Genomic DNA, 25,349 nt, shown 5'->3' on the forward strand with positions numbered 1-25,349 from the left:
TGTCCGGCGATATGACGGGCAGTCCTTCCCATCAATGTTCTAGCGGGCCCTCTTCCTTTGTCAAGGAGAGGCTCCGGGTGGTCTATGCTGTTCGGGCGCGTTTGACAGGTCATCCATGACGGCTACGCTCAAAGATGTCAAGAGAGAGGGTGGACGGATGAACCCGGACAATCCAGTAACCAGCAGTCATCGTAACGGAGCAGGTGCGACAGGAAGGCCGAAGTGGTGGTTCAGGCGGGCGAGGACCGGAGCCACTCTGGCTGCATGCTTGTATGTGGTCGTGTGGAGTGCACTCCTGGGCAGTTTTGCCGACAACCTGACCATTGGCCAGGAAGTGCTGATGGCGGTCGCCGTCATCGTTAGCGGCGTTTTGATATGGGCGGCGGTTCGCGCCCTCATCCTCCAGCAGAGGTTCCTTGCCCGGCAGGAGAACATGGAGGCACTTGAGGAGTCACGGGCGTTCATCCGGGCACTGATGGACAATCTCCCTGCCGCGGTCTGGCTGAAGTCGAGAGACCATCGGTATCTCGCGGGCAATCTGCCAGGGGTACAGACCAATCCGATGCTACCTCGTTGGCAAAGCAGAAAGGTTGAGGACCTGATCGGTCACACCGACAGAGAACTCTTCGCGCCCGAGCACGCATCGGAGTTCGAGGCAACGGATGATCTGGTGTTCGAAACGGGACAAGGGTGGGCACATGACTACGACGACGTCCACGACGGCGAACACCGGCTGTACCACATGGTCAAGATGCCGGTGTGGGACATCCGCGGGTCTGTCGTAAACGTCGTCGGCATTGGGTTTGATGTCACCGAGATGCGCAGGAACGAACAGGAGCTAAAGAGGAGTCGGGAGCAGCTGGATGTCTTCCTGAACAGGTCGTCTGAGCACATCTGCATGGTCGGCCTGGACAGGCGCATCATCTTGGCAAATGCCCGTTTGTGCGAGTTCCTTGGCGTACCTGCGCCTTCGCTCGTCGGCCGGGACGTGGTCGATGTGGTCGTGCCTGCCGATCGCGGTCGCGGCGCGGTATTCCTTGACCGGTTGCTGCTCGGAGGATCTGAGCCCCTTGAGGTCTTCGATGTCCAAGATGTCTCGGGTTCAGTCCGACGGGTCGAAGTCAGCGGCGCGCTGGTCAGGACGGGCGGGAGTCCTGACACGGTCGTGATCATTGGTCGGGATATTACTGGGCGGAAGAGCTCCCACGTAGCGGAGTGACCACCCGTCCTTCGGGTTATGCGGAAGTGTCCGCTATCCTGACCTCCCAGGGAGCCAGGCTGTCCATGGATGGCTGCTCCTCTGTGTTGAACAGGGGAGTCTGGTCTGACGTGAAGCTGCCCCGTGGGATCGCGACGGTCTGGTCGGACAGGTTTATCGTAATCGTCAGGTGTTCTGCTGAGGATCTGCGCGTGAAGCAGAGGCAGGTGTCCGACGGACCGGCGACGATTGACATATCGCCCGCATTCAGCGCAGAATGGTGCGACCTGAACCAGCTGAGCCGTCTCGTGAAGCTCAGCACCGAGGTCGGGTCTGCCGACTCTGCACTGTACGACATGGCAGGTGCGCTGACGGGCAGCCACGGGATTCCTGTGGTGAAGCCGGCGTTGGGCGTCGCATCCCACGGCATTGGCGTGCGTTCGCCGTCCCGGCCGACTGGCAAGGGCCAGTATCTCTTGGCCACGGGGTCCTGAAGGAGTCTCCTCGGGAGCAGCGTGTTCGCAAGCCCCAGTTCCTCTCCATTGTACAGGAACGGGGTCCCCTTGAGCGTCAGAAGTAGTCCTATCATGCTCTTGGTCATCGGGGGCGAGCAATGATAGCGTGATACCGCGCGGATGACGTCATGGCTGCTCAGGACCCAGGCGGGCCAGGCGTCCTCGGGCAGCAGGTCGAGGGTTCTCTCGATGATGTCGCGGAAGTCCTTTGCGCGAAAACGTCGAACGAAGAAAAAGAAGTTGAACACCAGGTTGAGCTCGTTTTGACCGTCCCCATAGTAGGACAGCACCTGATCGAGCGTGTGCTGCGCGATCTCGCCCACCATCATGCGCCCGGGCTTCTCGTCGATGACGCCGCGCATTTCCCGCAGGGCGTCGTGCGTCTCCGGCTGATCCACGGTGTGGTCGTAGACCTCGCGTGACATCGGGATGAACAGCGTCTTCGAAGGGTTGCCGGGCATGGGCTGAGCAATGACAAACTCGTGAGAGTTGCCCCGAAGCTGGGCGTCCTTGACGTAGTAATTGGCGACGTCGAGACGGAAGCCGTCGACACCCCGGTCCATCCAGAACCGCATGATGTCGTGGATATCCTTACGAAGCCGGTGGTTGCGCCAGTTCAGGTCCGGCTGTTCCTTGAGGAAACTGTGCAGGTAGAACTCATGGGTCTGCTCGTTCCATTCCCAGGCCGAGCCTCCGAATGACGAACCCCAGTTGTTGGGAGGTTTGCCATTGGTTCCGTCGCTCCAGAGGTAGTAATCGTGGAACGGGTTCTCGCGGGAGGTGCGTGCCTGTCTGAACCAGGCGTGCTCGGTCGAGCTGTGATTGACGACGAGGTCCATGATGAGGTGGATGCCCCGTGCGCTGGCACCGGCCACGAGGCGGTCGAAGTCTTCCATCGTACCATACATGGGGTCGATCGAGCGGTAGTCACTGATGTCGTATCCGAAATCGCGGTTGGGCGACGGGTAGACAGGCGATAACCATAGGCCCTCAATGCCAAGGGAAGAGGGCGTACCGTTGCGCAGGGCGTCCAGCTTGCAGGTCAAGCCAGGAAGGTCTCCTATGCCATCGCCGTTGCTGTCCAAGAAACTGCGGACGTAGCAGTGATAGATGACGCCCCGTTTCCACCACGGTTGGCTCTGAGCGTCAATTGCGGTCATGTCGGTTTCTTCGTGTCACGTCGCTGGTGCACTGAAGCGGGAGGATTGAGAGGTGGCACCGAGGACACTGGAGGCCTCGTCTCCTGCCCGAGGCGTGTCTGGTAGAGTGTGAAACCCGTGTCCGAGAGGAAGGGCTGCCGCAGGACTCCATTCATGCGGTCAGCCATGCCGGGGGCCATCAGGCCGTGCGACAACCGGAAGAAGGCTTCAAGGACCTGGAACGACATCTTGGACAGTGCGTCCAGGGGTTGATTGCGGTGGATGAGCTCGCCCAGCTCCGATTGGGCCAGACCCTCGATGCCGTACTTGTGGACGTATTCGATGACATGCCCGATCTCGACGCCATAGCCGGTCAGGAAATGCAGCTCGCGCAGGATGCCGGCGCGTGCCGCGATGGTCCCCGCAAGTGGCTGGAACAGCCCTCCGAGTTCCGGATACCAGAGGTTCAGCAGGGGGCGCGCGGTCAACTCCGTGACACGGCCGCCGCCCACTTCCACGAACTCGTTGACGACACGCACGGGTCTGCGGTAGAACCCCTTGATAAAGTTCAGGCGCTCGTCCAGGAGAAGAGGCCCGACAAGTCCGGTAACAAGTGACGGGTGGGGATTGGACAGGTCGGTGTCGACGAAGACGAGAATGTCTCCTTTTGCGACGAACAATGCTTTCCACATCGCCTCGCCCTTGCCGGCATAGGTTCCGAGGTCCGGGCGTACCTGCTGGTGGACATAGACGGGGATGCCGCGTGCGGCCGCTATTTCGCGCGTGTTGTCACCACTGTCGCTGTCCATGAGGATGATCTCGTCGAGGAGCGGCCGTTCCTCCATCAGTGGTCCCTTAAAGGCGTCGATGACCTGTCCAACCGTCTTTGCCTCATTGAGCGCCGGCAGGACGAGAGAGATCGATACATGGCGGTCACGCTTGGCCTGGAGGAGCCGGTCGATGTCCGCAAACTCGTCCTGGGAGAACGTGTTCTTGAGGATCCAGGGCTCGATGGTTTTCGTCGTGGCTGATAACTGCTCAACCTCTGCGCCGCGAGCGTAGACGAACACCACTGTCGCGCGGAGCAGTCCTGCCGTGACCTGCGCAAGCAGGTGCTCGGTCACCGAGTGTTTTCTGAGATGCTGCGGCAATCCAAGGACGAGCAGGCCGTACTGAAGCGAACAGTGTTCGATGGCGGATTCCACGCGTTCCTCGGCCTGTTCGATGGCGAGACGGGCCTGTGGCAGTTCAGCCTTCACCTTGCCATACGCTTCGAGGACGCTGTCGTCGACGGTCGCAGACTCGCCGGCATGGGTGACGTGAACAAAGCTCGTCCTGTCCACGACTCCGGCTTCAGTAAGCCGACGCACCACCGTTCCGGCAAGGGCAGAATTGGAGTCGCCGCGGGCGAAGATGGCGGCTGTCGTTTTGGAAGGGTTCTGGTGGAGTTTGTAGCCAATCACCTGCGAGCTCGAACTACAGGCGGACTCGAGCAGACCGATGTTCTCCTGATGCAGGAGGTCGAGGTCGATCACGAGTGCCCGGGAAGGATCTCCCGACGATGCCAGGCGGATTGCCTTATCGATCTCGACGATCTGGAAGGGTATCGATTCAGCTCCAAGAGCCTTGCGAGCCGCCGCCACCAGACGGTGGACACGGCCGATTTCCTCATCCGGTGTTCTGGGAAGGACAAGGACAACATCTCCGGCGATGCCGGCCGAGCGAGCAAATGCGACCTTGGCCATGAGCCGCTTCGGTGCTGTGAGCTCAATAAAGTGCTGTGTCAATTTCCCACCCCCTCTCTGCAGGACGAATCCTGCTTCGGAAAGTATAGCAGAAGCACGGTTTCTTTCACTCCGAGACTACATGGTAAGGGCTACCGAGGTGCTCACAGTCTCTTTTGACTTGCAGGTTGCCAATGGTATACTAAGCACCTAAGTCCACTTAGCCAAGTTGCTTATGAACTTGAAACTTCGTTCTCGAGATGTTTGCAGTATGGACAATAAACTCACGCCGGCAAGACGAAAGCAGGTTATCCGCGACAACGTCGCTGGGTGGCTCTTTACTCTCCCTTCGACACTGGTGCTTCTGGTCTTCACCTTCCTTCCGGCGTTCATCGTGGTTGGCCTCAGCCTGTTCGACACGAACCTTGTCGGCCAGAGCGACTTCGTGGGGCTTGGCAATTTCAGGCAGATGCTCACCTCAGGTGATTTCTGGGGCTCGGTGTTGAGGACACTCTATTTCACGGTAGGTAGTGTCCCGGTCGCGGTCGCCGTTTCACTGCTGATCGCCGTGCTCCTCAACGCGAAAATCCGGGGGCGGACATTCTGGCGCCTGGGGTTCTTCATCCCCTATATCACGCCCCTGGTTGCCACATCCATCATCTGGATCTACATCTTCAACCCCGACTACGGCATGCTCAATGCGACACTGCACTTCGTGGGTCTGCCAGTCAGCAGGTGGCTGACGGACACGGTGTCGGCGATGCCCGCGATGATCCTGTACTCGACGCGGCATGACATCGGGTTTGCGGTCATTATCTTCATGGCCGCCCTGTCGAAGGTACAGACCGAACTCCTCGAGGCTGCACAGATCGACGGAGCCGGCGGATGGAAGACCTTCTGGCATGTCATATGGCCGATGGGTTGGCTTGAGGCAGGGCGGGCACGAAGTCCTGTCGGTTGGCGGCCGGTCCTGCCTCTTGATGATTGACGGGCTCCGACTACTTGCCGATACAGAAGGTGCTGAAGACGGTTGCGAGGATCTCGTCGGGGGCGATGTGCTCGCCCAGAAGCCGTTGCATCGCTTCACGGGCTTCGCCGAGAAGATACGCGAGGACGTCTGCCGGACCTGTCGCGGCTGAGCTCATGAAATCGCGCAGCGCGCGGTCGGCGGTCATGAGCTCTGCTGCTTGCCGGAACGTTACCATCTGCTTGGCTGCGACCGTCCCGGCGACCGTCTCGACTAGGTTCGTCAGGCGCTCAGTGAGAGCGTCGAGTTCGGTCCCTTCCGTGGCGGAGATGCCCAGCACCGGTTCGCCGACTTCTGCCTCGAGACCCGCGGGGACGGGTCCGGCATCAATCTTGTTCACAGCCACGAGATGGGGCAGCGAACGGGCGCGATGGAGAAGGTCGCGTTCGTGTGGTTGGAGTCCTGTTTCGGCATCGAGGACGATCAGGACGATGTCCGCGCGTTCGATGGACTGACGCGCCTGTTCACCCGCCAGACTGTCGAGGACGTCGGCAGGGGTTGCACCTATGCCGGCGGTGTCGACGAGGGTAACCCGATGTTTTCCCAGGAGGATATCCTCCGCCACCGAGTCACGGGTAGTCCCAGGGATTTCTGAGACGATGACTCTCGGGTACTTGAGCAGGGCGTTCATCAGGGAGGACTTGCCGACATTGGACGCGCCGGCGATCACGACAGTGATGCCGTGCTGCAGCCGCGCGGTTGCCTGCGCGTCCACAAGCAGTTTCTGAATCTCCGCGTGCGCCTCTGCAGCAAGACTCGTGGCCCCACGCAGGGCGCCTGCCTCGTCCTCCTCCGTGAACTGGTCGGGGAAGTCGACAGGCCCCTCGATGGACGCGAGGGATTTCGTGATCAGGCTCAGGACCCCGCGAAAGGGCTGAGATGCATCCGTGAACAGTGACTTCCTGGCCAGCGAGAGCTCTTCGTCAGAGCCTGCGTCCACGAGGTCGCGCACCGCTTCGGCCTGCAGGAGGGACAGCTTGCCTGCCAGCAATGCCCGGAATGTGAACTCTCCCGGACGGGCAGGCTCTGCCCCAAGTTCCAGGCAGGCCCCCAGAACACTGTCCAGCAGAAGAGGACTCCCGTGCAGCTGCAGTTCGACGGTATCCTCACCTGTGTACGAGTGAGGGCCGCGCATCGGCAGGACGATGCCCTGGTCCAGGACTTCTCTGGTAGTCGGGCGACAGATGCGTCGCAGATTGACCATGCGGTCCACAAGCGTGGGCTGACCTGGGGTCAGCTGCTCGGCGATTGCCCAGGAGTCCGGGCCGCTGAGTCGTATGATGCCGATGCCGCTGCTGCCACGGGCGGTGGCAAGAGCGGCAATGGTGGAAACGTGCGGCATGCGCCGCTCCCGTTACCTCGTGAGCTCGACGATGACCCTGCGCTGTGGGTCACGGCCTTCGCTGTGCGTCGTGATACCCGGATAGTCCTTGAGGGTCATGTGGATAATGCGTCGCGCCTTGGCGCTCATGGGCTGGAGCATGACCGACTGTTTCTCACGCTTGACACGCAGAGCGGCATCGATGGCCATGCGCTTCAGCATCTCGCGCTGGCGCATGACGTACCCGTCGACGTCGACGGTGACGATGCCGGGGGCACCCTCGCGGTCCTTGTGTGCGACGACGTTGACGATGTGCTGCAGGGCGGATAGGCACATCTGGTCCCTGGTGAGGAATGTACCGTTTCCGGTGAGCCCGGTGATGTTGATGTATGGGTCGCCGTCCGTATATGCTACCTGAATCTCAGGGTTCTCGTCGAGTGCCTTGAAGAAGTCGACAAGGAACTCCGTGACCAGTTGCTCAGCATGTTTGGAAAGCCTCATGGTATTGCCTCCTACTTCTTTGCTGACTTCTTGAGGACTGGTTCCGGGACGGGCATATCTTTGGTGAGACGCCTGATGACCAGGTACTGCTGTCCTGCCGAGAACAGGGAGAAGAGGGCCCAGTACAGCGCGAGGGCGATACTAAAACCGTACGCCCAGTAGCCGAGCAGCAGTGGCATGAAGTACGTCAGCATTGCTGTCTGAGACCGATCCTGTCCCGGGATGAAGGAAGTGATGGACTGCACATAGGTCGAAGCCGCAACGATGATGGGCATGATGAACCTGGTGGCCAGTGGAAGCCCGCTCGAAGCCATGGAAAGGGCAGGCGCCCAAAGGAACGGTGCACTGTTGAAGGGTGAGTAGTTGTTGATGGCGGTGAACAGGGCGAGGAAGATGGGCCACTGCACCAGGAGCGGAAGGCACCCGCTGAACAGGTTGACGTTGTTGTCCTTGTACAACTTCATTGTCTCCTGATTCAGCTTGGAGGCGTCATCCTTGCTCGGATACTTTGCCTTGAGCTTGGTGAGCTGGGGCTGCAGCTTCTGCATGTCGACCGTCGACTTGAATTGCATGCGCGTGAGCGGCTCGGTAATGAGCTTCAGCCCAAGGGTAAGCAGGATGATGGCGAGCGCATAGTTGTGGACAAGGTTGTTCAGGTGTTCGATGATCCAGCGGATACCGTTGGAGAGGAAGTTGATGTTGCCGACCCTGACGATGCCGGCATTCGTGATGGTCTTGGTCACTGCGACGCCATCGCCATCCTTGTAGGAGACACTGACATTGACGGCGTAGGACTTGATGGTGGCCGGAGTTTTCTGCTGCAGGAGCAGCTTCACCTGCGCGGTCTTGCCGGGCATCAGGGGAGCGCTGAGCGAGACCGAGGCGTCGGGGGTCTGCCAGAGGTCGAAGGGAGCAATGCCCGGATTGCCGTCGATGGCGACAATCTGGACCTTCACGTCGCTCACGAACTTGGTCATATTATTCTTGATGGTGATGATGATCGGGACGTTCTCAAGCGGGCGCGCCACGGCCGAGAGGCCGATGCCCACGGGGTCGGAGCTCGTGACAGGCGCGGCGGCGCCGATGCAGCCGGAAAGCGTCAGGACGCCAAGGAGCAGGGTGACGACGAGCAGCAGTCTGTACGTGCTCTTACGGGAGCTTTTCTGAATCAATGGAAACCTCCAGGGTGTGAGTTGAATGCGCGCAGTCGCGGTGCAGGTCGGGTACAGGGTCGAACCCTCCCCGATGATACGGATGACACCGAAGAATACGCTTGAGGCCGAGCCATAGCCCGGTCAGGACACCGTATCGCTCGACAGCCTCGAGCGTGTATTCCGAACACGTTGGATAGTAGATGCAGGTCGCGCCCTTGAGCGGAGAGAGGAATCGACGATAGAAACGCAGCAGGAGCGTAACGACCGTTTTCATCGCTGGCGGTACTGGGCCGTAAGTCGTGCCAGCTCACGCCGGACATCGTCGACAGAAGAGGCGACGATGGGCTTGCGAGCCACCAGGACATAGGCAAAGTCGGGCATGAGGCTGGGCGAGACCGAGCGGAACGCTTCCTTCATGAGACGTCTGGCACGGTTGCGCTCAACAGATTCTCCTACTTTGCGGGAAGCCGTGAAACCCACCACATGCGTAAGGGCGGGAGATACAAAAACCACCATCAACGCACCATGATAGGCCTTCGAGTTGTCGAAGACCTTTTTGTATACGCTGCCTGGAATTCGTTTCCACAGTCTTGCCAACTGCTACTGCACCAACAGGTCAACCATCCGCGGAGCGGACGGACGCCTATGCGACGATGAGCTTCTTGCGCCCCTTGAGTCTCCTGCGGGCGAGAACGTTGCGTCCACCATGGCTCCTCATGCGGTTCAGGAAACCAAGGGTGCGATTGCGCTTGCGGTTCTTAGGTGAGTAAGTAGTTCTCATATATCGATACCTCCACTGATAAAACTCCTCTATATCATAGAGGAAAGACCGTGGTTGTCAAAGCGACCGCGCATCATGAGCGGCACAGAGCTTCATCTGTCTGCAAGCGGGTTCGCAATGACAAGTCCGGCAAGAATACCGGCTGCTCCGAGCATCATCAGCGGCGTGAGCAATTCATGAAGAAACAGGACGCCTGACGCGGTGCCGATAAGCGGGTTGAGGTAGACAAACATGCCGGTCTCGGACGCCTTCTTCGTCTCCAGTGCCTTGAACCACACGGGGTATCCCAGCAGGATCGCCAGGTACGCTAGGTAGGCAACGCTGGCCCAGGCTATGAACGGCATGCTCACGACTTGTGATACCAGAGAAGGGGGGCGAAGCCAGGGCAGCAGGAACAGCGTCCCGAGGAAGAGGCCCCAGACGGTGACATCGAGACCGCGATATTTCGTCACCAGTGGTTTGCCCAGCACCGTGGAAAGCGACCAGCAACAAGGCGCGAGACAGGCGAGGAAAACGCCAAACAGGCTCGTCAGCTCGACATGCCCATTGATTCCCAGGACCAGCACGACGAGACCGGCAAGAGAGACGACGAGGCCGACGACCCGTCGTCCCGGCAATCGCTCACGAAGGATAAGGGACGACAGGACACCGGTGAAAATGGGGGTGAAGCCGGCTGTCAGCGCTGCCACACTGGCGGTCACGCGCGTTTCGGCGGCATTCAGGGCAAGATGGTAGCCTGCTACCATGAGGAAGCTGACAAGAAGCAGACGGGGCCAGTCGCGCGGTTCAAGCTTACGCAGCCGGTACAGGCCCGGAAAGAGAAACAGGAAAGGCCACACAAGGGCAAACCGGAGAATTGCCAGGTTGGCCGGCGTCAGCGAGCGTGTCGCGATGCGTACGAACGTGAAGGTATTCGCCCAGACGAGGAACAGCCCGACCAGGCTGAGATTGACCAGCGCTGCCTTCCGGTCGTGCATCAGCCCGTTTCCGGTCTCCAGAGTGCTTTCACTCGGCGGAGCGGGACAAGGACAAGAATGCCGATGGCAATACTCGGCACGACGTATGCTGCGTTATAGGCAAGAGAGTAAATAAGCGGTGCCATATGCCAGTCTTTTGCATAGGAAGCGAAGAATACGACGCCCGATACGACGTGGCATATGTATCGCAGAGCCCCTGCCGTGAGGATGCCGATCCACCAGTTATGCCCACGACGAAAGACAGGAAGACCTGCTAACCCGAGGACAATTCCAGGGAGTGGATAGTCTAGGATAATCTGCACGGGATGAACAAAGTACCAATCAGTGGCCATCGTCACAAAACCAAGAGCAAGACCGGCGATAAGCCCATCACGCCATCCCCACTTGAGCGCGATGTAGAGAACTGGAATAATACCTAGTTCGAGCGTCCCCCCCATGGGCATGGACCAGATTGCTTTTGAAAGATACGAGAGCGCAACGCCGAGTGCCACGGCAATTCCCATCTCGGCCATTTCCTGCGTCGTCATAATCCTTGATGCTGCTGAATGTTCCACAGATACCTCCTCAATCTGTATGCGTGATAGATTGCGGGGCGTCGTGATACTCCTCTGTCTCCCTACGCTGGCATTATCCAGGTCAGGTTCAACGAGTTGAGCCGTATGACTCTCTCAGCCCTTTCGGGCACCCCATAAAAGCATAACGCCTGATCATCCAGAGTCAACGGCACCATGTCGCGCAAGGGATTCTGCAGGTGAGGGAGCAGCGTACGGCAGGTCAGGGGTTCGGCTTTACTTGCAGGGTGATGTTGGTACAATGGCGTATGAACCAAGGAACGGGACTGTGCCGGGCATGAGGGTTTTGTCGCAGGAAAAAGGGACATGCCTGGACCAGGGGAACATGCGGAAACCGTGCTTCAGAACGTCAGTCTTGTAATGGGAGGCTAGAGAGTATGAAGTTCCTGAGAATCTCACTGATTGCACTGCTTGCTATCGCGTTCGTCGTAGGTTCGACCGGCTGTAAGACAGCGGCAACGCCGACGCCGACTCCTGCTGCCAAGAAGCTGAAAGTAGCCTTTGTCTATGTTGGACCGCACAACGATGGTGGATACTCGCAGGCGCACGAAGACGGTCGCCTGTACCTGCAGCAGAATGACCCGAACGTCGAGACCACCTACTCGGAAAGCATACCCGAAGGTTCTCAGTCTGAGAAGACCTTCCGTGATTATGCAAGTGCAGGTTACAATCTCGTCTTCGGCACTAGCTTCGGCTTCATGGACGCCATGGTGAACGCGGCCAAGGACAATCCTACCGTCAAGTTCATGCACGCGTCCGGGTACAAGCGTTCCGACAACCTTGGAACGTACTTTGGCCGCATGGAGCAGCCGGACTACCTTTCCGGCCTTATCGCCGGCAAGATGACCAAGACCAGCAAGATCGGCTTTGTCCTGCCGTTCTCCATCCCCGAGTGCATCCGCGAAGTTGACTCCTTTACCGTCGGCCTGCGCGAAGTCAATCCCAATGCTACTGTCACCATCGTTTACACCAACTCGTGGTTCGATCCCGCCAAGGAAGGCGATTCGGCCAAGTCCCTGCTTAACAAGGGTTGTGACGTTATTGTGTCCGGAGTCGATTCTCCTGCACCTCTCGATGAGGCGTTCAAGGCTGGCAAATATGGCATCGGCTACGACATGGACATGGCTGCCGGGATGAAGACGCCGGAGGAAGCCAAATCTGTGCTGACGTCCCGCATCTGGCACTGGGGTCCCTACTATCTCAAGGTTGCGAAGTCTGTTGAAGACGGAACGTGGACCAGCGGGGACTACTGGGGAGGCATGGTCGACGGCATCGTCGACATTGCTCCCATCAGCTCGGCCGTCCCGCAGGACGTCATCGACTACGTGAACACCCGCAAACAGCTTATCCTTGACGGCAAGTACACGCCATTCGACGGACCCATGATCAACCAGAAGGGTGTGACCGTGGTTCCTGCCGGCACAACCATGTCCGATGCTGACCAGTTGAACCTGCAGTGGTTCGTGCAAGGCGTCATCGGCCAGATCCCAAAAAGCGGTTCATAGAGAACAGTCACGGCTCCCCGGCGCAATGCCGGGGAGCCTTTCTTCTTCTGCGGAGGAAAAGATGGAAGGCCAGGAACAACTGATGCTCGTCATGAGCAACATCACCAAGCGTTTTCCGGGCATCGTGGCCAATGATCACGTGAACTTCGCATTGCGGAAGGGCGAGATCCACACGCTGCTTGGCGAGAATGGAGCTGGCAAATCAACGCTCATGAACGTTCTCGACGGTATCTACTATCCCGACGAGGGCGAGATCGTCATCGAGGGGAAACGCGTCGACCTGCGCTCGCCGCTCGATTCCATGAAGCACGGTATCGGGATGATCCATCAGAATTTCATGCTGGTCGATTCTCTCTCTGTCATCGAGAATGTCATCCTGGGGCTGGAGTCTCAGGGTTTCTACATAGACAAGAAGTCCGTGGCCGATCGAATTGAGGCCATAGCAAGGAAGTACAATTTCCGCGTCGACCCCTATGCCAAGATCTGGCAGCTGTCCGTGGGCGAACAGCAGCGTGTCGAGATCATCAAGACACTGTTCAAGGGCGCTCGCATCCTGATCCTGGACGAGCCGACCGCCGTACTGACGCCGCAGGAGTCCGAGGAGCTGTTTGGCATCCTCCGGGAGATGAAGTCGGAGGGCAAATCCATCATCTTCATCAGCCACAAGCTCAACGAGGTCATGTCGGTTTCCGACCGCGTCACGGTGCTGAGGAAGGGACTGCTCGTGGGTACGGTCGATACGGCCTCCGTCACGGAGCGCGAGCTCGCAAAGATGATGATCGGGCGCGACGTCCTGTTCCGCCTGGAGCGCAAGGAGATCGAACAGGGTCGGGAGGTCCTCAAGGTCGAAGACGCTCAGGCCCACAATGACCGTGGCATCATGGCGCTCAACAAGCTGAGCATCAGCGTCCACGGAGGCGAGATCATGGGCGTCGCCGGTGTCGCCGGCAATGGGCAGGTCGAGCTGGCGGAATGTATCACGGGATTGCGCCACCTCGTCAGCGGACACGTCACGGTCGAGGGCATCGATGTGACCAACGCGACGCCGTGCACGCTGGCATCCGCAGGCGTGAACTACATACCGGCCGATCGACTTGGCGTGGGCCTCGTGCCCAATCTCTCCACCGTCGACAACGCCATGCTGCGGAAGTACAGGCAGAAGCCCATGTGCAGGGGGACATTCATCGACTATGGTGCCGCCTGCACGTATGCGGACGGACTCATCGAGAAGTTCGACATCGCCGTGCCGCTGCGGAATGCGCCAATCAAGGTCCTTTCCGGCGGGAACATGCAGAAGTTGCTGCTTGCCCGCGAGATCGCGGAGAACCCGAGGCTCCTGATTGCAGAACACCCGACCCGTGGCCTCGATGTGGGCGCTACCGAGTTCGTGCGCAAGACGCTGCTGGAGGAGCGCGACAACGGGGTGGCTGTGCTTCTCATTAGCGAGGATCTGGATGAGATTCTCATGGTTGCAGACCGGGTGGCGGTGATGTACGAGGGGCGCATCGTCGGTATCGTCGACACGCACCACGTGGACATTGCACAGATCGGTCTGATGATGGCGGGTGCCGTGGGTGCCAAGGCTTGACCGGAAAAGGGGTCTGAGATGCTGCGATTCGAGAAACGCGACAAAACACCGGTACAGCTTCGCGTTCTGGTACCTATCTGCTCAGTCCTGCTTGGCCTTTTTATGGGGTCTGTCGTCATGCTGTTTGCCCGTGTCAACCCGCTGAGAGCCTATGGAGCCATCATCAAGGGAGCGTTCGGGTCGGCCTACACCTTCTCGGAGACCCTGGTCATCGCGGTTCCCCTCATCCTCATCTCTGCCGGGCTTTGCCTGGTATACCGCATGAAGTTCTTCAACATCGGGGCAAAGGGTCAGTACATCATCGGGGCCATCTGTGGGTCCTACCTGGCGCTGTTCGGCCCGGCGACGATGTCCCGGCCGCTGCTGCTGACACTGATGATGGTGCTCGGTACCCTTGGAGGAGCGCTGTGGGCTATCATCCCCGCACTTCTCAAGGTGTACTGGAATGTCAACGAGGTCATTGCGACACTTCTGCTCAACTACATCGCCTCGTACATTCTGTGGTTCTTCATGTATGGTACATGGGGCACCCGCGGGTTTCCACTCTCCAAGAACTTCGCCCTCAATGCTCAGCTTCCGCGCATCCTCCCGTCTCCCTCCCGGCTCCACATCGGGCTGTTCTTCGGGCTGGCCGCAGCGGTGATCGTCTGGATCATCATCCGGAAGACGCGCTTTGGGTATGAGGCCAGAGTCCTGGGAGAGAACGAGCGCGCAGCCAGATACGCCGGCATCAATGTGTTCAAGACGGTCATCATCGCTGCGGTCATCTCAGGAGGGCTTGCCGGCCTGGCCGGCATCGCGCACACCTCAGCCGTGCTGCGCGTCCTGCAACTCGAGATCAACTCAGACTACGGGTATACCGCTATTATCGCCGCCTGGCTGGCAGGGCTCGACCCGCTGGTCGCCGTCGGGATCTCGGTGCTCCTGGCGGCTCTCGAAGCCGGCGGCTACCAGATCCAGATCGTCATGCGGGTGCCCTTTGGCATCGTCGGCGTGATCGAGAGCTCGATCCTCTTCTGCCTGTTGGCAGGAGAGATCGTCACGCACTACCGCGTAACCCTGACGAGAAGGTTGGCCGCATGAATCCTACCTTTGGCAGCATCCTGATCAAGGTTCTCGCAGGAGCCGTCCAGTCGGGGACGATTCTTCTGCTCCCCACGCTGGGCGAAGTTCTGACGGAGCGCAGCGGCGTGCTGAACCTTGGGCTCGAGGGACTGATGTTGATTGGCGCGTTCTTCGGGTTCCTAGGAGCCATGAAGACTGGCAATCCTTATATCGGCCTGCTGCTCGGCATGGCAGCAGCAGCAGCAGCCGCCGCTATCCACGCATTCATCTGTGTGACTCTCCGTGGCAACCAGACGGTTACGGGCCTTGCGCTCACGATCTTCGGGACGGGCCTCACCAGTTTCTATGGTGACAGTTGGGTCTCTCAGCGTCTCACGACCGCCATCAAGCCTATGGCTATTCCCGGGCTGTCACAGATCCCGGTCGTCGGCCCAATTCTCTTCAGCCAGGACCTGATCGTTTATGCCGGCTACATCCTGGTAGCCCTATTCTGGTTCCTGCTGTTCAAGACGAAGGTCGGTGTGAACCTGAGGGCGGTCGGCGAAAACGCGAAGGCTGCAGACGCCATGGGCGTCAACGTCGTGGGCACGCGCTACTTCTGGACCATCCTGGGAGGGGCGCTTGCGGGTGCGGGAGGAGCGTACATTACGTGCTGCATCCACCCGTACTGGCTCAACGGCATCACCTCCGGCAAGGGGTGGATTGCCGTTGCCCTTGTAGTCTTTGCCATGTGGAATCCCTTTAACTCTCTCTTAGGAGCGTTCCTGTTCGGAAGTATCGAGGCCTTGCAGCTTCAACTCCAGGCGGCGGGCACCTACATCAACAGTGCTCTGCTGTCGATGCTGCCCTATATAGCGACGTTCTTGGTCATCATCGTGGCAACCCTGATTGTCCGTGTGCGTCACGTCGGGACGCCAAAGGAACTAGGGATACCCTACGCACGCGAGGAGAAGTAGAGGGCGTCTCTGAACCTGAGAGGTCAAGATCCATGCGAACCGGCAGCCCCCATTGTGGCTGTCGGTTCGGTTCATCCAGGGACGCCCGTCAGGATATTGCCGGTGAGAACAGAAAGGTCAGGGGCTTGTCCTCCACGGTCAGCGTGACCGAGATCATGCCACGAAGGCACCCCGCTGTTACTTTAGAAGGACGGCGACCAGGAGCTTGATGCAGCCTTCGACGTCCCCGAGGTCGACCATTTCGCTGGCGCTATGAACATAGCGGTCGGGGATGCTGATGACGCCGGTAGGGACGCCACTGGCGTTGGTCTGGATGGCAGCTGCGTCGGTCGTGCCACCTTGGAGGACCTCGAGCTGGAACGGGATGCCGTGTTTCTTTGCCGTCTCGATGAGGAGGTCACGGACGGCAGGCGTCGCGACCATCCCGGCGTCCTTGACCTTGATGGCGGGTCCCTTGCCCAGACCGATGTCCAGAACATAGCTTTCCGGGGTATCACCCCAGGCAGTGACGTCCAGAGCGATGGCGAGGTCCGGCTGGACGCCCCATGCGCCGACCTTGGCGCCCTTGATGCCGATCTCTTCCTGTACGCTGAACATGGCATATGTCTCGTAGTTCAGCTCCTTCCCCGCTGCGGCCTTGAAGGCCTCGATGAGGACATAGCAGCCAATACGGTCGTCGAGTGCCGCAGAGGTCACGCGGTTACCCACCTGCACACAGTCGCCTGCGTAGACTGCGAAATCGCCGACGGCGACATGCAGGAGGGCGTCATCCTTGGATGCTGCGCCGATATCAAGGAACAGTTTGTCCAGTGTCAGATGCTCAAGCGTCTTGTGTTCCTTGCTTTCGACGGCTGCAACGCCGACGGTGCCGTTCGCGAACACGAAGCGGTGTCCCAGGACCTTGTACGGGTCAAGCCCACCGACCGCGCCGAAGCGAAGGAATCCGTCCTTGTCGACGTGAGTGACGATGATACCGATCTGGTCCATGTGGGCGGATAGTAGCAGCTTCGGCTTTCCTGGAGCGCGGATGCAGTAAATCAGGTTCCCGAGCGCGTCCACCCTGCAGTCCACATGCAGAGAATCGAGTTCGCGCGTGATGACGCCGCGAATGCCCTCTTCGTAGCTGGTTGGTCCCCAGGTCTGTGTCAATGTGCGGATAAGTTCGTTCATCTATGCCTCCGTGGTGGCAAGTTGTGCCAGGAACTTTGAAAGAAGCGATACCGTATTCTCGTAGTCGCAGACCTTGATGAGCGACACGGGAGAGTGGATGTAGCGCGAAGGGACGGCGACTGCCAGTGCCCGCACACCCGCCTTGGTGAGCTGGATGCTGCGAGCATCCGTGCCGCCTGCCGGCATGCGCTTGAACTGCCAGGGAAGTCCGTTCGCCTTTGCGACCTCGATCAGCTGGTTGCGAAGCCGGTGGTCCGTGATCATGCCGCCGTCCTTGATGGTGAGGACGGTGCCGGCGCCCAGACTGGTGACCTCCTGGTAGTCCTTGACCTCGCCAATGTCGGCGGCGATGGTGCCCTCGACGGTGATGCTGATGTCAGGCGTGTATCGCCACGCTCCAACGGTGGCCCCTTTGGTTCCCACTTCTTCCTGTGTCGAGAACATCCCGATGACGGGGAAGGGCCAATCCATCTTGAGCAGCTCAGCCACGATGGCGCAGCCGACCCGGTCGTCAAACGCCTTGCCAACCAGATACCCATCGCCGAATGCTCCAAACACCGTGTCGAACGTGATCTGATCGCCGATGGCCACCTTACCCGCCAACTCCTTGTCCGATTTGGCGCCGATATCGACGACGATGTCGTCGGCTTTGACGACAGTGGTCTCGATTTCTTCGTGGGTGGACAGATGCACGGCCTTGATGGCTGTTACGCCGGGAAGGCGGTCCTTGCCAACCAGCACCTTCTTGCCCAGTAGCAGCCGGTCGTCGATGCCACCGGCCTTGCCGATGTGGAGGTACCCTTCCTTGGTGATGCAGGTCACGTACAGCCCGACCTCGTCCATGTGCGCGTTCAGCATGACCTTGGCCCCAGGCTTGTCCATGCCCTTGAGCGCAAAGAGATTCTTGATGGGGTCGCGCTCGAACCGGTCGACGTGACCCTCAAGCTCTGTTCTGAGGATGGCCGCAACCTCGTCTTCGTGCCCCGAAATGCCCCGTGCTTCGGTGAGCTTCTTCAGCAGCTCAATGCGTGTCTGTTCCATACAACTCTCCTATGAACGCCGCGTCGAAGTCCTTCGCGACCTCGGCAATGAGTCTCGCTGTCCTGTCGACATCAATCTGGTCGGCGGTCTCGACGGGGGAGTGCATATAGCGTAGCGGAATGCTCAGGACGCCGGTGGCGATACCGGAGCCGACAAGCTGCAACTCGTCCGCATCAGTGCCGGAATATGACATGCAGGGTTCTTCGCTGGTAGGGATCTCGACCGCTTTGGCTCTTCTGCGAATGAGTTCGAGGACGTGGTCATTGGTGACAGGGCCGACAGCGACGCCCGGGCCGCCGCCGAGCGGGATGGTCTTGTGCTCAGGAACACCGTCGGTGTCGGCATGCGTGACGTCGACGGCGATACCGACGTCTGGATGCGCGAAGTAGCCGCTGGTCCAGGCACCGTTCCCGGTGATTTCCTCCTGGACGGTGAAGGCCATGACGACGTCATATGGCAGCATCATGTCCTTGAGTAGTTCGAGGGCCTCCACCAGAGCCACGCCACAGAGGCGGTCGTCCTGGGTCTTTCCCGCGAAGCGCTCGTTCATGAGTTTGCTGATGCCAGCCGTGAAGGTGACGGTGGAACCGATGGGGACCATCTTGACGACCTGCTCGCGTGGGAGTCCGACATCGATCCAGAGTTCATCTGGGGCAACCGGCTTGTCCATTTCGTCGTGCGACATGACGTGGACCGGCTTGAGTCCGATAATGCCGGGCAGAGGCTCGGTGCCATGGACAACGACCTGCAGTCCCGGCCAGACGCGCTCGTCGATCGAGTGGCAATGGATGCCGAGAAAACCCTTATCGTTGATCCTTGTTACCCAGGCGCCAACCTCATCGAGATGTGCGGCGAAGAGGATGGAGTGTTCGCTCGAGCGGCCCTTGCGGATGGCGATGAGATTGCCAAGGGGTGTGTCGTGAATCTCGTCGGCGATGCCGTCAAGTGCGCTGCGCAAGATGTCATGGAGACGGCGTTCGTCTCCTGAAACTGCATAAGCACTTGTCAACTGTTCTACAAGCTTGTGCATGTTCGTCTCCTTTCCTGTGACCTGACTATTGTACGACAAACGAACAGAACGTCAAAGCCGGCTTCGCGGGACAGCTTGACCACGTCGTTCGCCACACTAGAATGAATTGCAATGAGGAGACACACTGACACGATACCGCACGAGAGCTCTCGCAACCGGCACGTTGCGACGGTGGTGGCTGCACTTATTCTCAGTGTCGCCATGTTCGCCTCGGCATTCATTATGGCACGTTTTCCGTCGGCAGTCGCGCCCGTTGTTCAGACAGACGTGACGATGACGAAGGCGGATCGGGTCCTCGTTGTGTCTCCGCATCCAGACGACGAGTCCATCGCATGCTCGGGTCTCATCCAGCACGCTCTCGAGGCAGGAGCACAGGTCCGGGTGCTGTGGATGACGGCGGGCGATCACAATATAGTGGGTCCGCCGTTGTTCTGGAGGACGGCGGCAGTCACACCCGCACAGTTTCGGAACATCGGCCACAGAAGGATGCAGGAGGCGATGGCTGCAGCACACGTGCTCGGCCTGAGTTCGAATGACCTCATTTTCCTCGGGTATCCTGACGGAGGACTGTCGGACATCTTCATGACGGTATGGACATCGAAGCCGTACCGGAGTGGCCTCACAAACGCGACGTCGGTTCCCTACGCGGAATCCGCAGTCGCAGGCCAGCCACAGACGGCCATGAACCTCCTCACCGACCTGGAGCAGGTCATGACGTCGTTCCAGCCGACGATTGTCGCCTATCCGAACCTGATCGACGACCACCCTGACCACCAAGCGACCGGGCTGTTCGTCACTGCCGCCTTTGCCGACCTGCATCTCTCTCCGCAGCGTCTGGAGTATGTCGTTCACGTCACGGGATGGCCGAGGCCCCTGCGATACGCGCCGTTTGTCGATGCCTATGCTCCTCCAGCTGCACGGATCCTGGGTCTGCGTCAGGAGGTCGTCCATCTCACTCCACAGGAGGTCGGTATCAAGACGCTCGCGATCAAGGCGCACGCCTCGGAGCTTCTTCCGTTTGCGACCCTGGTCGCGTTTGCCCGCCGGACCGAGGTGTTTCTGGCTCCTGCCGACCTGAATGATCGCACAGATGCAGTCCGAATGGCCCAGTTCTTTTTCCCGGTCAACCGCGTGGGGGACGAGGATCGCCCCGTCATTCAGACGTTCTCCGCTACGGAGGGCGGTGGCGGTCTCCAACTCTCGCTGGACTTGGGCCGTGTACTCAACAGGCTCGAAGAGATGGAGCTGTTCCTGTTTCCAGTCCCGGCGGGCGGTGCCTTTGGCTCCGCGGCGAAACTGCACGTGGTCTACCGCGGAGGCGCGACAACTGCAGAGGTGTCGGATCTGGAACATCCGACTGCGAAGCCTGTTACTGCTAGAGTCAGCAATGACGGGACAACGATCAGTCTGACGTTCGATAATGCGTTGACAGGGGGAAGCACTCCTCAGAAGCTCCCCTCGCATGGGACGAAAGTGCTCGGGGGCCTTGGACCAAAGGGCTCGGGGGGACACCTCCAAGGGTTTTTCCTCCGGATCGAGAAAGGACCGGGGCGCGTCGATCTGACGCGCAGTAGAACTGTCTGGATCGGCATCGTACCAGCTGTTTCGTGAGAGTAGCGGCGGCTCGATAACAATGAAGCGGCGCGCAAGCGCCGCTTCTGTTTTTCTATGCCAGAGAATACTACTTCTTGGCGATGGCGTCCTTCAGAGCCTTGCCGGGCTTGAAGAAGGGGGCCTTCTTTTTCGGAATAGTGATGGCCTTGAGGGTCTTGGGGTTGACGCCCTTGCGAGCCTTGCGCTCCTTGACACCGAACGTACCGAATCCAACGAGTGCGACCTTGTCGTTCTTCTTCATGGCTTCCTTGACGGCATCCATGAAAGCATTGACCATGACCTCGGACTCCTTCTTGGTCATCTTCGTCATGTCGGCGATTCTGGCTACAAGTTCTCCCTTGTTCATGCGATCTCCTTTCTTGTCTTTTATCGCGCTTTTCCCCGCGACTGGGAAGGTACGCACGTAGTATAGCACATTTTGGCAAAATCGGGTAGCGTTATAGCCGCTCCTCATGGGAGATGACAGCGAAACGCGCCCACGATGGGGCATCACCGCGTGGTGATATGCAGTCCTGGACAGCAGTTGGTGGATGTGACGGGAAAGTTGCCCCTCATGCCGGATAAGCCGAATCTCCCACCGGATTTGTCAAGATTGACCGAGGAAATTTGAAAGAACGGCAGGTCAGACACCCTGAAATTGGTTGTGTCGGGTCGGCCCGGGCACCCCTCGAGGTTGTTTGTGCGTGATGACGGAATGACGAAAAGGACATAGCCACCACTCATGGGGGCGCCAGCCACCTACGGCGGCTGGACGGCTCTTCCTGGAATGCTGACAGTCCGACTGCAAAGCGGGACATGGCAAGCACCATGTTGTGTGTATACTATGCATGAGAACTTGTCCACATCGTATCGGGAGGTATGTATGGCGATAGAGGAGAAGCTTGCAGAGCTGGGTATCATATTGCCAGAGGCGACGGCGTCCGTTGGCAGTTATATTCCGGTCAAGCTCACCGGCAACCTTGCGTTCGTGTCGGGAATGCTGCCGAGCGAGGGCGGTCGTGTCAAACAGACCGGGCGCGTTGGAGAAAGCGTCACTACCCAGGAAGCCTATGATCTTGCCCGCATCTGCGCCATCAACGGTCTCGCTGCGCTGAAGGGCGTCATCGGCACGCTGGACCGCGTCAAGGGCATCGCGATGGTGCAGGGATTCGTGCAGGGGGCTCCGGACTATGCGGAAGTACCCAAGGTGATCAATGGGGCTTCCGACCTGCTTGTCGCGCTCTTTGGCGATGCCGGTCGTCACGCGCGCTTCGCCGTTGGTGTCGCATCCCTTCCCATGAATGCGCCCGTCGAGGTCGCGTTCGTTGCGGAGTTCATGCCCTGACATGCGTCTGGGATCACCAGCAGTCGGGAGCCTTCGTTCAAAGCGACGCCCGGTCGTACTAGTATTGAGCCTGTTCAGGGGGTAGCCAGAATGACCAGCGAGGTACGTGTTGTCATGAAGGTCAACGGCACGGAGTATCACGTCACGACGCAGACTAACAGGACGCTCGCCGAAGTTCTGCGGGAGGACCTGGGGCTTCTCGGGACCAAGATCGGCTGCAACAAGGGCGAGTGTGGTGCTTGTACGGTCATCATGAACGGCCGTTCGGTCACCAGCTGCCTTGTGCTGGCGGTGCAGGCAGACGGAGTGACCATCACGACGATCGAAGGGCTGGCGGAGGGCGGCAAGCCCTCGGCACTCGAGCAGGCGTTCGTCGAAGAGGGAGCTGTCCAGTGCGGTTTCTGCACACCGGGAATGGTCATGTCCGCAGAGGCGCTGCTCGCTCTGAACCCCCATCCATCGGAAGCAGAGATAGAGACTGCCCTGGAGGGGAATCTCTGCCGTTGCACGGGCTACAGAAAGATCGTTGCCGCAGTACAGAAGGCAAGTCAGAGCCGCGAATGACTGCAGCAATTGTTCTTGCAGCTGGACATGCCGACAGGATGGGTTCAAACAAGCTGACATTGCCGCTTGGCCCTGGGACGGTTGTCGGCTGCGTTGTTGCAACTGCGCTCGCTGCCTGTGACAGCGTGATCGTGGTCATCGGGCTGCACGATCAGGGGACGAGGACTGCTGTGGAACAGGCAGCAAGAGCTCTTGGCGCCGAAGGACGACTCGATGTGGTCGAGGGCGTACCCTATGATCCAGGCATGTTTATCTCGGTTCAGGCGGGGCTGCGACGGGTCACGGGCGCCGATGTCGTCCTCATCTTTCCCGGGGACATCCCCCTCACCCTGCCCGAAACCGCAATTGCCGTGAAAGATGCGATATCGGAGGGCCAGGCCGACGTAGCCGTGCCGTCGTGCGGTGGACGGCGCGGCCATCCTGTTGCAATCAGCACGCGGTGTGTCCCGGAACTGCTTGCCATGTCGGAGCGCTCCACGTTGCGGCAGTTCATGACGGTACATGCGTCCACCACGAAGCTGGTCCCCGTCGACGACCGTGGCATGCTGCTGGACATGGATACTCCCGACGAGTATGACCGTGTCCTCGAGTGTCTCGGGTCTGCGGGAACGTCCACTAAGGAGGTCTGATGGATTCCATCTATCAGTATGTCGCGAAGCTTGAACAGGAGGGCCGTGAGTTCGCCATCTGCACGGTCATCGACGCCCAAGGCTCTTCTCCTGGGCGTACCAGCTTCAAGATGGTCGTCCTGCCCGACGGCACCCAGCGTGGGACCGTCGGTGGTGGCAAGCTGGAGCTGACCGTTCTGGGGGCCGCTCGCGATGCCATTGCCGAAGGAAAGTCACGCGTCGTCACCTTCGATCTGAGCCAGAATGGCAAGGACAGCCTCGGGATGCTGTGCGGCGGTCAGGTCACGCTGTACATCGAGTACGTGGGCAGTCGTCCTCTTCTGTATATCTACGGTGCCGGGCACGTCGGCCGTTTTCTGGCGACATTCGCGTCTCTTGTCGGTTTCGAAGTGACGGTGCTGGACGATCGGCCGGAGTTTGCCACCCCTGGTCGTCTCCCCGAAGCACACCACTTCCTGACCGGAGATTTCGTACAACTGGTGCAGACGACCGCCTATGGCCCGCAAGGGTACCATGTCATTCTCACGGACAAGCACGTGAGCGACGAGCGAGTGCTGCAGGCACTTCTGGAGCGCAAGCTGGACAACCGTTACATCGGTATGATCGGTTCCCGGTCGAAGACGCTTGAGGTCTTCCGCCGCCTTGAGGCCGCAGGAGTAGGCAGGGAAGACCTTGCACGGGTGTATGCCCCCGTCGGCATAGACCACGGCGGCCAGACTGCCGAGGAGATAGCACTTGCCATCTGCGCTGAACTCGTAGCCGTGCGTCACGATCGCACCCTGGCCGATTCGATGAAGAACAGGGCGAACATCATTGGACTTCTGGAGAGCAAACCATGATCAAGAAACTCAAGTATCACGCAGCACACGACCTGAAGGAAGCGCTGGAACTGGCAGAACAGTTTGGGTCACGCAAGCGCTTCCTGTCCGGCGGCACGGACGTGATGGTGCGTCTCAAGGAAGGACTCGTCAGGGAAGACGTTATCGTCGATCTCTCGCACGTGGCTGAGCTTCGCTTCGTGCGTGAGGAGTCAGGCGTCGTCCATGTCGGTGCTTGTGCCACCCATGCGGACCTCAGCGCTTCCCCCATCGTGCGGCAGCACGGCTGCGCGCTGGCCCTGGCGGCTTCACGGGTTGGCGGTACCCAGATTCGCAACATGGGGACGGTCGGCGGTAACGTGGCCAACGCGTCTCCCGCAGGTGACACGATCCCGGCGTTCATCGTTCTCGATGCCGTCGTGTCCATCGCCAGCCGTACGGGCACCCGGGACGTTCCCATCATCGACTTTTTTACGGGCCCGGGACGGTCCGTGCTTGCCGCAGAAGAACTCGTGAAGGAGCTCCATTTCCCTGCGACAGGGCCAGATGAGCTGACCGGCTTTGGCAAGCTGGGTGCACGGCAGGCGATGACGATCTCCACTGCCAACGTGGCCTTCTACTTCAGGATCGGCGACAACCGGCGCATCGTGGAGGCTCGCATCGCCTTCGGCTCGGTCGCGCCGACCGTGATCCGGGCATACAAGACCGAGCAGATGTTCTGTCAACTTCCCCCACTCCTGTCATGGGACGCCATTCGCGGCGCTGCCCAGATGGCCTGGAAGGAAGTAGCGCCCATCGATGACCTGAGAGCAACTGCCGTCTATCGCAAGGAAGCCGTCGTCGGGCTTCTTGCGGAGGCCGCCTACGAAGCGCTTGCCTCCTGCTGGCATGAACGTTAAGATCAAGCTCTTTCAGGACTACAAGCAGTACCACGACACGCCCGAATACGAGCTGGAACTCCCTGCAGGAACGACAGCCGGGGAGATCGTGAGACAGCTTGGTATCAAGGGCGCAGAACTGGCGTACCTGATCCTCATTCTGAAGGGGAAGCGCGTGTATGACGAGTACGTCCTTCAGGACGGCGACGAGCTGGTGTTTGCAGCCCCTATCGGTGGTGGCTGAGCGTGAAAGGAGCG

Annotated in this window: 27 protein-coding genes and 1 riboswitch; of the genes, 13 read left to right on the forward strand and 14 right to left on the reverse strand. The window is 59.6% G+C overall.

Annotation, left to right across the window (positions count from 1 at the left end; translation table 11 throughout):
• Positions 1-115 precede the first annotated feature (115 nt).
• Entirely contained in the window at positions 116-1,219 is a 1,104-nt protein-coding gene (locus SMC1_RS00915; protein ID WP_119084935.1) for a PAS domain-containing protein, read from the forward strand.
• A gap of 16 nt (positions 1,220-1,235) precedes the next feature.
• Here the strand turns inward: SMC1_RS00915 and SMC1_RS00920 are convergent, their stop codons facing one another.
• Positions 1,236-2,873, reverse strand: a complete 1,638-nt coding sequence (locus SMC1_RS00920) for an alpha-amylase family glycosyl hydrolase (protein ID WP_119084936.1) — start codon at positions 2,871-2,873, stop codon at positions 1,236-1,238.
• Complete coding sequence (locus SMC1_RS00925; protein WP_119084937.1) at positions 2,870-4,639, reverse strand: glucosyl-3-phosphoglycerate synthase; 1,770 nt, start codon at positions 4,637-4,639, stop codon at positions 2,870-2,872. The genes SMC1_RS00920 and SMC1_RS00925 overlap by 4 nt, the downstream gene beginning before the upstream one ends.
• Before the next feature lie 208 nt (positions 4,640-4,847).
• Here SMC1_RS00925 and SMC1_RS00930 point away from each other — a divergent pair, with 208 nt between their 5' ends.
• Positions 4,848-5,564, forward strand: a complete 717-nt coding sequence (locus SMC1_RS00930; protein ID WP_165849109.1) for a carbohydrate ABC transporter permease — start codon at positions 4,848-4,850, stop codon at positions 5,562-5,564.
• Positions 5,565-5,574: 10 nt separating this feature from the next.
• Here SMC1_RS00930 and mnmE read toward each other — a convergent pair whose 3' ends face one another.
• From mnmE to thiT, 8 genes are all read right to left on the reverse strand, one after another.
• Positions 5,575-6,945, reverse strand: a complete 1,371-nt coding sequence (mnmE, locus tag SMC1_RS00935; protein WP_119084939.1) for a tRNA uridine-5-carboxymethylaminomethyl(34) synthesis GTPase MnmE — start codon at positions 6,943-6,945, stop codon at positions 5,575-5,577.
• A 12-nt stretch (positions 6,946-6,957) separates the two neighbouring features.
• A complete protein-coding gene (locus tag SMC1_RS00940) occupies positions 6,958-7,425 on the reverse strand; it encodes a protein jag (RefSeq protein WP_119084940.1) in 468 nt (155 codons plus the stop codon).
• A gap of 11 nt (positions 7,426-7,436) precedes the next feature.
• The gene (gene yidC, locus SMC1_RS00945; protein ID WP_119084941.1) at positions 7,437-8,597 is read right to left on the reverse strand and encodes a YidC/Oxa1 family membrane protein insertase; all 1,161 of its coding nucleotides are present in this window, start codon (positions 8,595-8,597) and stop codon (positions 7,437-7,439) included.
• Positions 8,575-8,853 carry a membrane protein insertion efficiency factor YidD gene (gene yidD / locus SMC1_RS00950; RefSeq protein ID WP_119084942.1) on the reverse strand — a complete coding sequence of 93 codons (279 nt, stop codon included), beginning with the start codon at positions 8,851-8,853 and terminating at the stop codon, positions 8,575-8,577. Before yidD ends, yidC begins: the two co-directional genes overlap by 23 nt.
• Entirely contained in the window at positions 8,850-9,176 is a 327-nt protein-coding gene (gene rnpA / locus SMC1_RS00955; RefSeq protein WP_119084943.1) for a ribonuclease P protein component, read from the reverse strand. The genes yidD and rnpA overlap by 4 nt, the downstream gene beginning before the upstream one ends.
• A gap of 46 nt (positions 9,177-9,222) precedes the next feature.
• The gene (gene rpmH / locus SMC1_RS00960) at positions 9,223-9,360 is read right to left on the reverse strand and encodes a 50S ribosomal protein L34 (RefSeq protein WP_119084944.1); all 138 of its coding nucleotides are present in this window, start codon (positions 9,358-9,360) and stop codon (positions 9,223-9,225) included.
• Between the two features lie 92 nt (positions 9,361-9,452).
• Positions 9,453-10,337: a DMT family transporter gene (locus SMC1_RS00965; RefSeq protein WP_119084945.1), complete on the reverse strand. Its 885-nt coding sequence runs from the start codon at positions 10,335-10,337 to the stop codon at positions 9,453-9,455.
• On the reverse strand, positions 10,337-10,891 hold the full coding sequence (gene thiT, locus SMC1_RS00970; protein ID WP_126855129.1) for an energy-coupled thiamine transporter ThiT: 555 nt from the start codon (positions 10,889-10,891) through the stop codon (positions 10,337-10,339). The genes SMC1_RS00965 and thiT overlap by 1 nt, the downstream gene beginning before the upstream one ends.
• Before the next feature lie 42 nt (positions 10,892-10,933).
• A riboswitch (TPP riboswitch) is annotated at positions 10,934-11,036 on the reverse strand.
• A 250-nt stretch (positions 11,037-11,286) separates the two neighbouring features.
• Here thiT and SMC1_RS00975 point away from each other — a divergent pair.
• The 4 genes from SMC1_RS00975 to SMC1_RS00990 all read left to right on the forward strand — a co-directional run bounded on the left by SMC1_RS00975 (position 11,287) and on the right by SMC1_RS00990 (position 16,023).
• Entirely contained in the window at positions 11,287-12,414 is a 1,128-nt protein-coding gene (locus tag SMC1_RS00975) for a BMP family ABC transporter substrate-binding protein (RefSeq protein WP_119084947.1), read from the forward strand.
• Between the two features lie 61 nt (positions 12,415-12,475).
• Entirely contained in the window at positions 12,476-14,002 is a 1,527-nt protein-coding gene (locus SMC1_RS00980; protein ID WP_119084948.1) for an ABC transporter ATP-binding protein, read from the forward strand.
• A gap of 18 nt (positions 14,003-14,020) precedes the next feature.
• Positions 14,021-15,085: an ABC transporter permease gene (locus tag SMC1_RS00985; RefSeq protein ID WP_119084949.1), complete on the forward strand. Its 1,065-nt coding sequence runs from the start codon at positions 14,021-14,023 to the stop codon at positions 15,083-15,085.
• Positions 15,082-16,023, forward strand: coding sequence for an ABC transporter permease (locus SMC1_RS00990; protein ID WP_119084950.1), 942 nt, complete (start codon positions 15,082-15,084; stop codon positions 16,021-16,023). Before SMC1_RS00985 ends, SMC1_RS00990 begins: the two co-directional genes overlap by 4 nt.
• A gap of 177 nt (positions 16,024-16,200) precedes the next feature.
• Here the strand turns inward: SMC1_RS00990 and SMC1_RS00995 are convergent, their stop codons facing one another.
• Genes SMC1_RS00995 through SMC1_RS01005 form a run of 3 tightly spaced genes read right to left on the reverse strand, consistent with a single transcriptional unit; the run spans position 16,201 to position 19,264 of the window.
• Positions 16,201-17,193 carry a M42 family metallopeptidase gene (locus SMC1_RS00995; RefSeq protein WP_119084951.1) on the reverse strand — a complete coding sequence of 331 codons (993 nt, stop codon included), beginning with the start codon at positions 17,191-17,193 and terminating at the stop codon, positions 16,201-16,203.
• Entirely contained in the window at positions 17,194-18,234 is a 1,041-nt protein-coding gene (locus SMC1_RS01000; protein ID WP_119084952.1) for a M42 family metallopeptidase, read from the reverse strand.
• A complete protein-coding gene (locus SMC1_RS01005) occupies positions 18,215-19,264 on the reverse strand; it encodes a M20/M25/M40 family metallo-hydrolase (protein ID WP_119084953.1) in 1,050 nt (349 codons plus the stop codon). Before SMC1_RS01005 ends, SMC1_RS01000 begins: the two co-directional genes overlap by 20 nt.
• A gap of 111 nt (positions 19,265-19,375) precedes the next feature.
• Between SMC1_RS01005 and SMC1_RS01010 the strand changes: the two genes are divergently transcribed.
• Positions 19,376-20,875 (forward strand): PIG-L deacetylase family protein, encoded by a 1,500-nt coding sequence (locus SMC1_RS01010; protein ID WP_119084954.1) that lies wholly within the window; start codon positions 19,376-19,378, stop codon positions 20,873-20,875.
• Between the two features lie 70 nt (positions 20,876-20,945).
• Here SMC1_RS01010 and SMC1_RS01015 read toward each other — a convergent pair whose 3' ends face one another.
• Complete coding sequence (locus SMC1_RS01015) at positions 20,946-21,224, reverse strand: HU family DNA-binding protein (RefSeq protein ID WP_119084955.1); 279 nt, start codon at positions 21,222-21,224, stop codon at positions 20,946-20,948.
• 516 nt (positions 21,225-21,740) lie between these two features.
• Between SMC1_RS01015 and SMC1_RS01020 the strand changes: the two genes are divergently transcribed.
• The 6 genes from SMC1_RS01020 to SMC1_RS01045 all read left to right on the forward strand — a co-directional run bounded on the left by SMC1_RS01020 (position 21,741) and on the right by SMC1_RS01045 (position 25,335).
• The gene (locus SMC1_RS01020) at positions 21,741-22,202 is read left to right on the forward strand and encodes a RidA family protein (RefSeq protein WP_119084956.1); all 462 of its coding nucleotides are present in this window, start codon (positions 21,741-21,743) and stop codon (positions 22,200-22,202) included.
• Positions 22,203-22,292: 90 nt separating this feature from the next.
• Positions 22,293-22,766 (forward strand): (2Fe-2S)-binding protein, encoded by a 474-nt coding sequence (locus SMC1_RS01025; protein ID WP_119084957.1) that lies wholly within the window; start codon positions 22,293-22,295, stop codon positions 22,764-22,766.
• The gene (locus tag SMC1_RS01030) at positions 22,763-23,395 is read left to right on the forward strand and encodes an NTP transferase domain-containing protein (protein WP_119084958.1); all 633 of its coding nucleotides are present in this window, start codon (positions 22,763-22,765) and stop codon (positions 23,393-23,395) included. The genes SMC1_RS01025 and SMC1_RS01030 overlap by 4 nt, the downstream gene beginning before the upstream one ends.
• On the forward strand, positions 23,395-24,234 hold the full coding sequence (locus SMC1_RS01035) for an XdhC family protein (protein ID WP_119084959.1): 840 nt from the start codon (positions 23,395-23,397) through the stop codon (positions 24,232-24,234). The genes SMC1_RS01030 and SMC1_RS01035 overlap by 1 nt, the downstream gene beginning before the upstream one ends.
• Complete coding sequence (locus SMC1_RS01040) at positions 24,231-25,112, forward strand: FAD binding domain-containing protein (RefSeq protein WP_119084960.1); 882 nt, start codon at positions 24,231-24,233, stop codon at positions 25,110-25,112. Before SMC1_RS01035 ends, SMC1_RS01040 begins: the two co-directional genes overlap by 4 nt.
• On the forward strand, positions 25,102-25,335 hold the full coding sequence (locus SMC1_RS01045) for a MoaD/ThiS family protein (RefSeq protein WP_119084961.1): 234 nt from the start codon (positions 25,102-25,104) through the stop codon (positions 25,333-25,335). Before SMC1_RS01040 ends, SMC1_RS01045 begins: the two co-directional genes overlap by 11 nt.
• Positions 25,336-25,349: the final 14 nt, after the last annotated feature.

It is taken from the genome of Candidatus Cryosericum septentrionale (assembly GCF_003570995.1).
Taxonomy (GTDB): domain Bacteria; phylum Caldisericota; class Caldisericia; order Cryosericales; family Cryosericaceae; genus Cryosericum; species Cryosericum septentrionale.

Coding starts and splice junctions, on each gene's coding strand:
- SMC1_RS00915 (WP_119084935.1), top strand. CDS start 116: ATGACGGCTACGCTCAAAGATGTCAAGAGAGAGGGTGGACGGATGAAC.
- SMC1_RS00920 (WP_119084936.1), bottom strand. CDS start 2,873: ATGACCGCAATTGACGCTCAGAGCCAACCGTGGTGGAAACGGGGCGTC.
- SMC1_RS00930 (WP_165849109.1), top strand. CDS start 4,848: ATGGACAATAAACTCACGCCGGCAAGACGAAAGCAGGTTATCCGCGAC.
- mnmE (WP_119084939.1), bottom strand. CDS start 6,945: ATGCCGCACGTTTCCACCATTGCCGCTCTTGCCACCGCCCGTGGCAGC.
- SMC1_RS00940 (WP_119084940.1), bottom strand. CDS start 7,425: ATGAGGCTTTCCAAACATGCTGAGCAACTGGTCACGGAGTTCCTTGTC.
- yidD (WP_119084942.1), bottom strand. CDS start 8,853: ATGAAAACGGTCGTTACGCTCCTGCTGCGTTTCTATCGTCGATTCCTC.
- rpmH (WP_119084944.1), bottom strand. CDS start 9,360: ATGAGAACTACTTACTCACCTAAGAACCGCAAGCGCAATCGCACCCTT.
- SMC1_RS00965 (WP_119084945.1), bottom strand. CDS start 10,337: ATGCACGACCGGAAGGCAGCGCTGGTCAATCTCAGCCTGGTCGGGCTG.
- SMC1_RS00975 (WP_119084947.1), top strand. CDS start 11,287: ATGAAGTTCCTGAGAATCTCACTGATTGCACTGCTTGCTATCGCGTTC.
- SMC1_RS00980 (WP_119084948.1), top strand. CDS start 12,476: ATGGAAGGCCAGGAACAACTGATGCTCGTCATGAGCAACATCACCAAG.
- SMC1_RS00985 (WP_119084949.1), top strand. CDS start 14,021: ATGCTGCGATTCGAGAAACGCGACAAAACACCGGTACAGCTTCGCGTT.
- SMC1_RS00990 (WP_119084950.1), top strand. CDS start 15,082: ATGAATCCTACCTTTGGCAGCATCCTGATCAAGGTTCTCGCAGGAGCC.
- SMC1_RS00995 (WP_119084951.1), bottom strand. CDS start 17,193: ATGAACGAACTTATCCGCACATTGACACAGACCTGGGGACCAACCAGC.
- SMC1_RS01000 (WP_119084952.1), bottom strand. CDS start 18,234: ATGGAACAGACACGCATTGAGCTGCTGAAGAAGCTCACCGAAGCACGG.
- SMC1_RS01005 (WP_119084953.1), bottom strand. CDS start 19,264: ATGCACAAGCTTGTAGAACAGTTGACAAGTGCTTATGCAGTTTCAGGA.
- SMC1_RS01010 (WP_119084954.1), top strand. CDS start 19,376: ATGAGGAGACACACTGACACGATACCGCACGAGAGCTCTCGCAACCGG.
- SMC1_RS01015 (WP_119084955.1), bottom strand. CDS start 21,224: ATGAACAAGGGAGAACTTGTAGCCAGAATCGCCGACATGACGAAGATG.
- SMC1_RS01020 (WP_119084956.1), top strand. CDS start 21,741: ATGGCGATAGAGGAGAAGCTTGCAGAGCTGGGTATCATATTGCCAGAG.
- SMC1_RS01025 (WP_119084957.1), top strand. CDS start 22,293: ATGACCAGCGAGGTACGTGTTGTCATGAAGGTCAACGGCACGGAGTAT.
- SMC1_RS01030 (WP_119084958.1), top strand. CDS start 22,763: ATGACTGCAGCAATTGTTCTTGCAGCTGGACATGCCGACAGGATGGGT.
- SMC1_RS01035 (WP_119084959.1), top strand. CDS start 23,395: ATGGATTCCATCTATCAGTATGTCGCGAAGCTTGAACAGGAGGGCCGT.
- SMC1_RS01040 (WP_119084960.1), top strand. CDS start 24,231: ATGATCAAGAAACTCAAGTATCACGCAGCACACGACCTGAAGGAAGCG.
- SMC1_RS01045 (WP_119084961.1), top strand. CDS start 25,102: ATGAACGTTAAGATCAAGCTCTTTCAGGACTACAAGCAGTACCACGAC.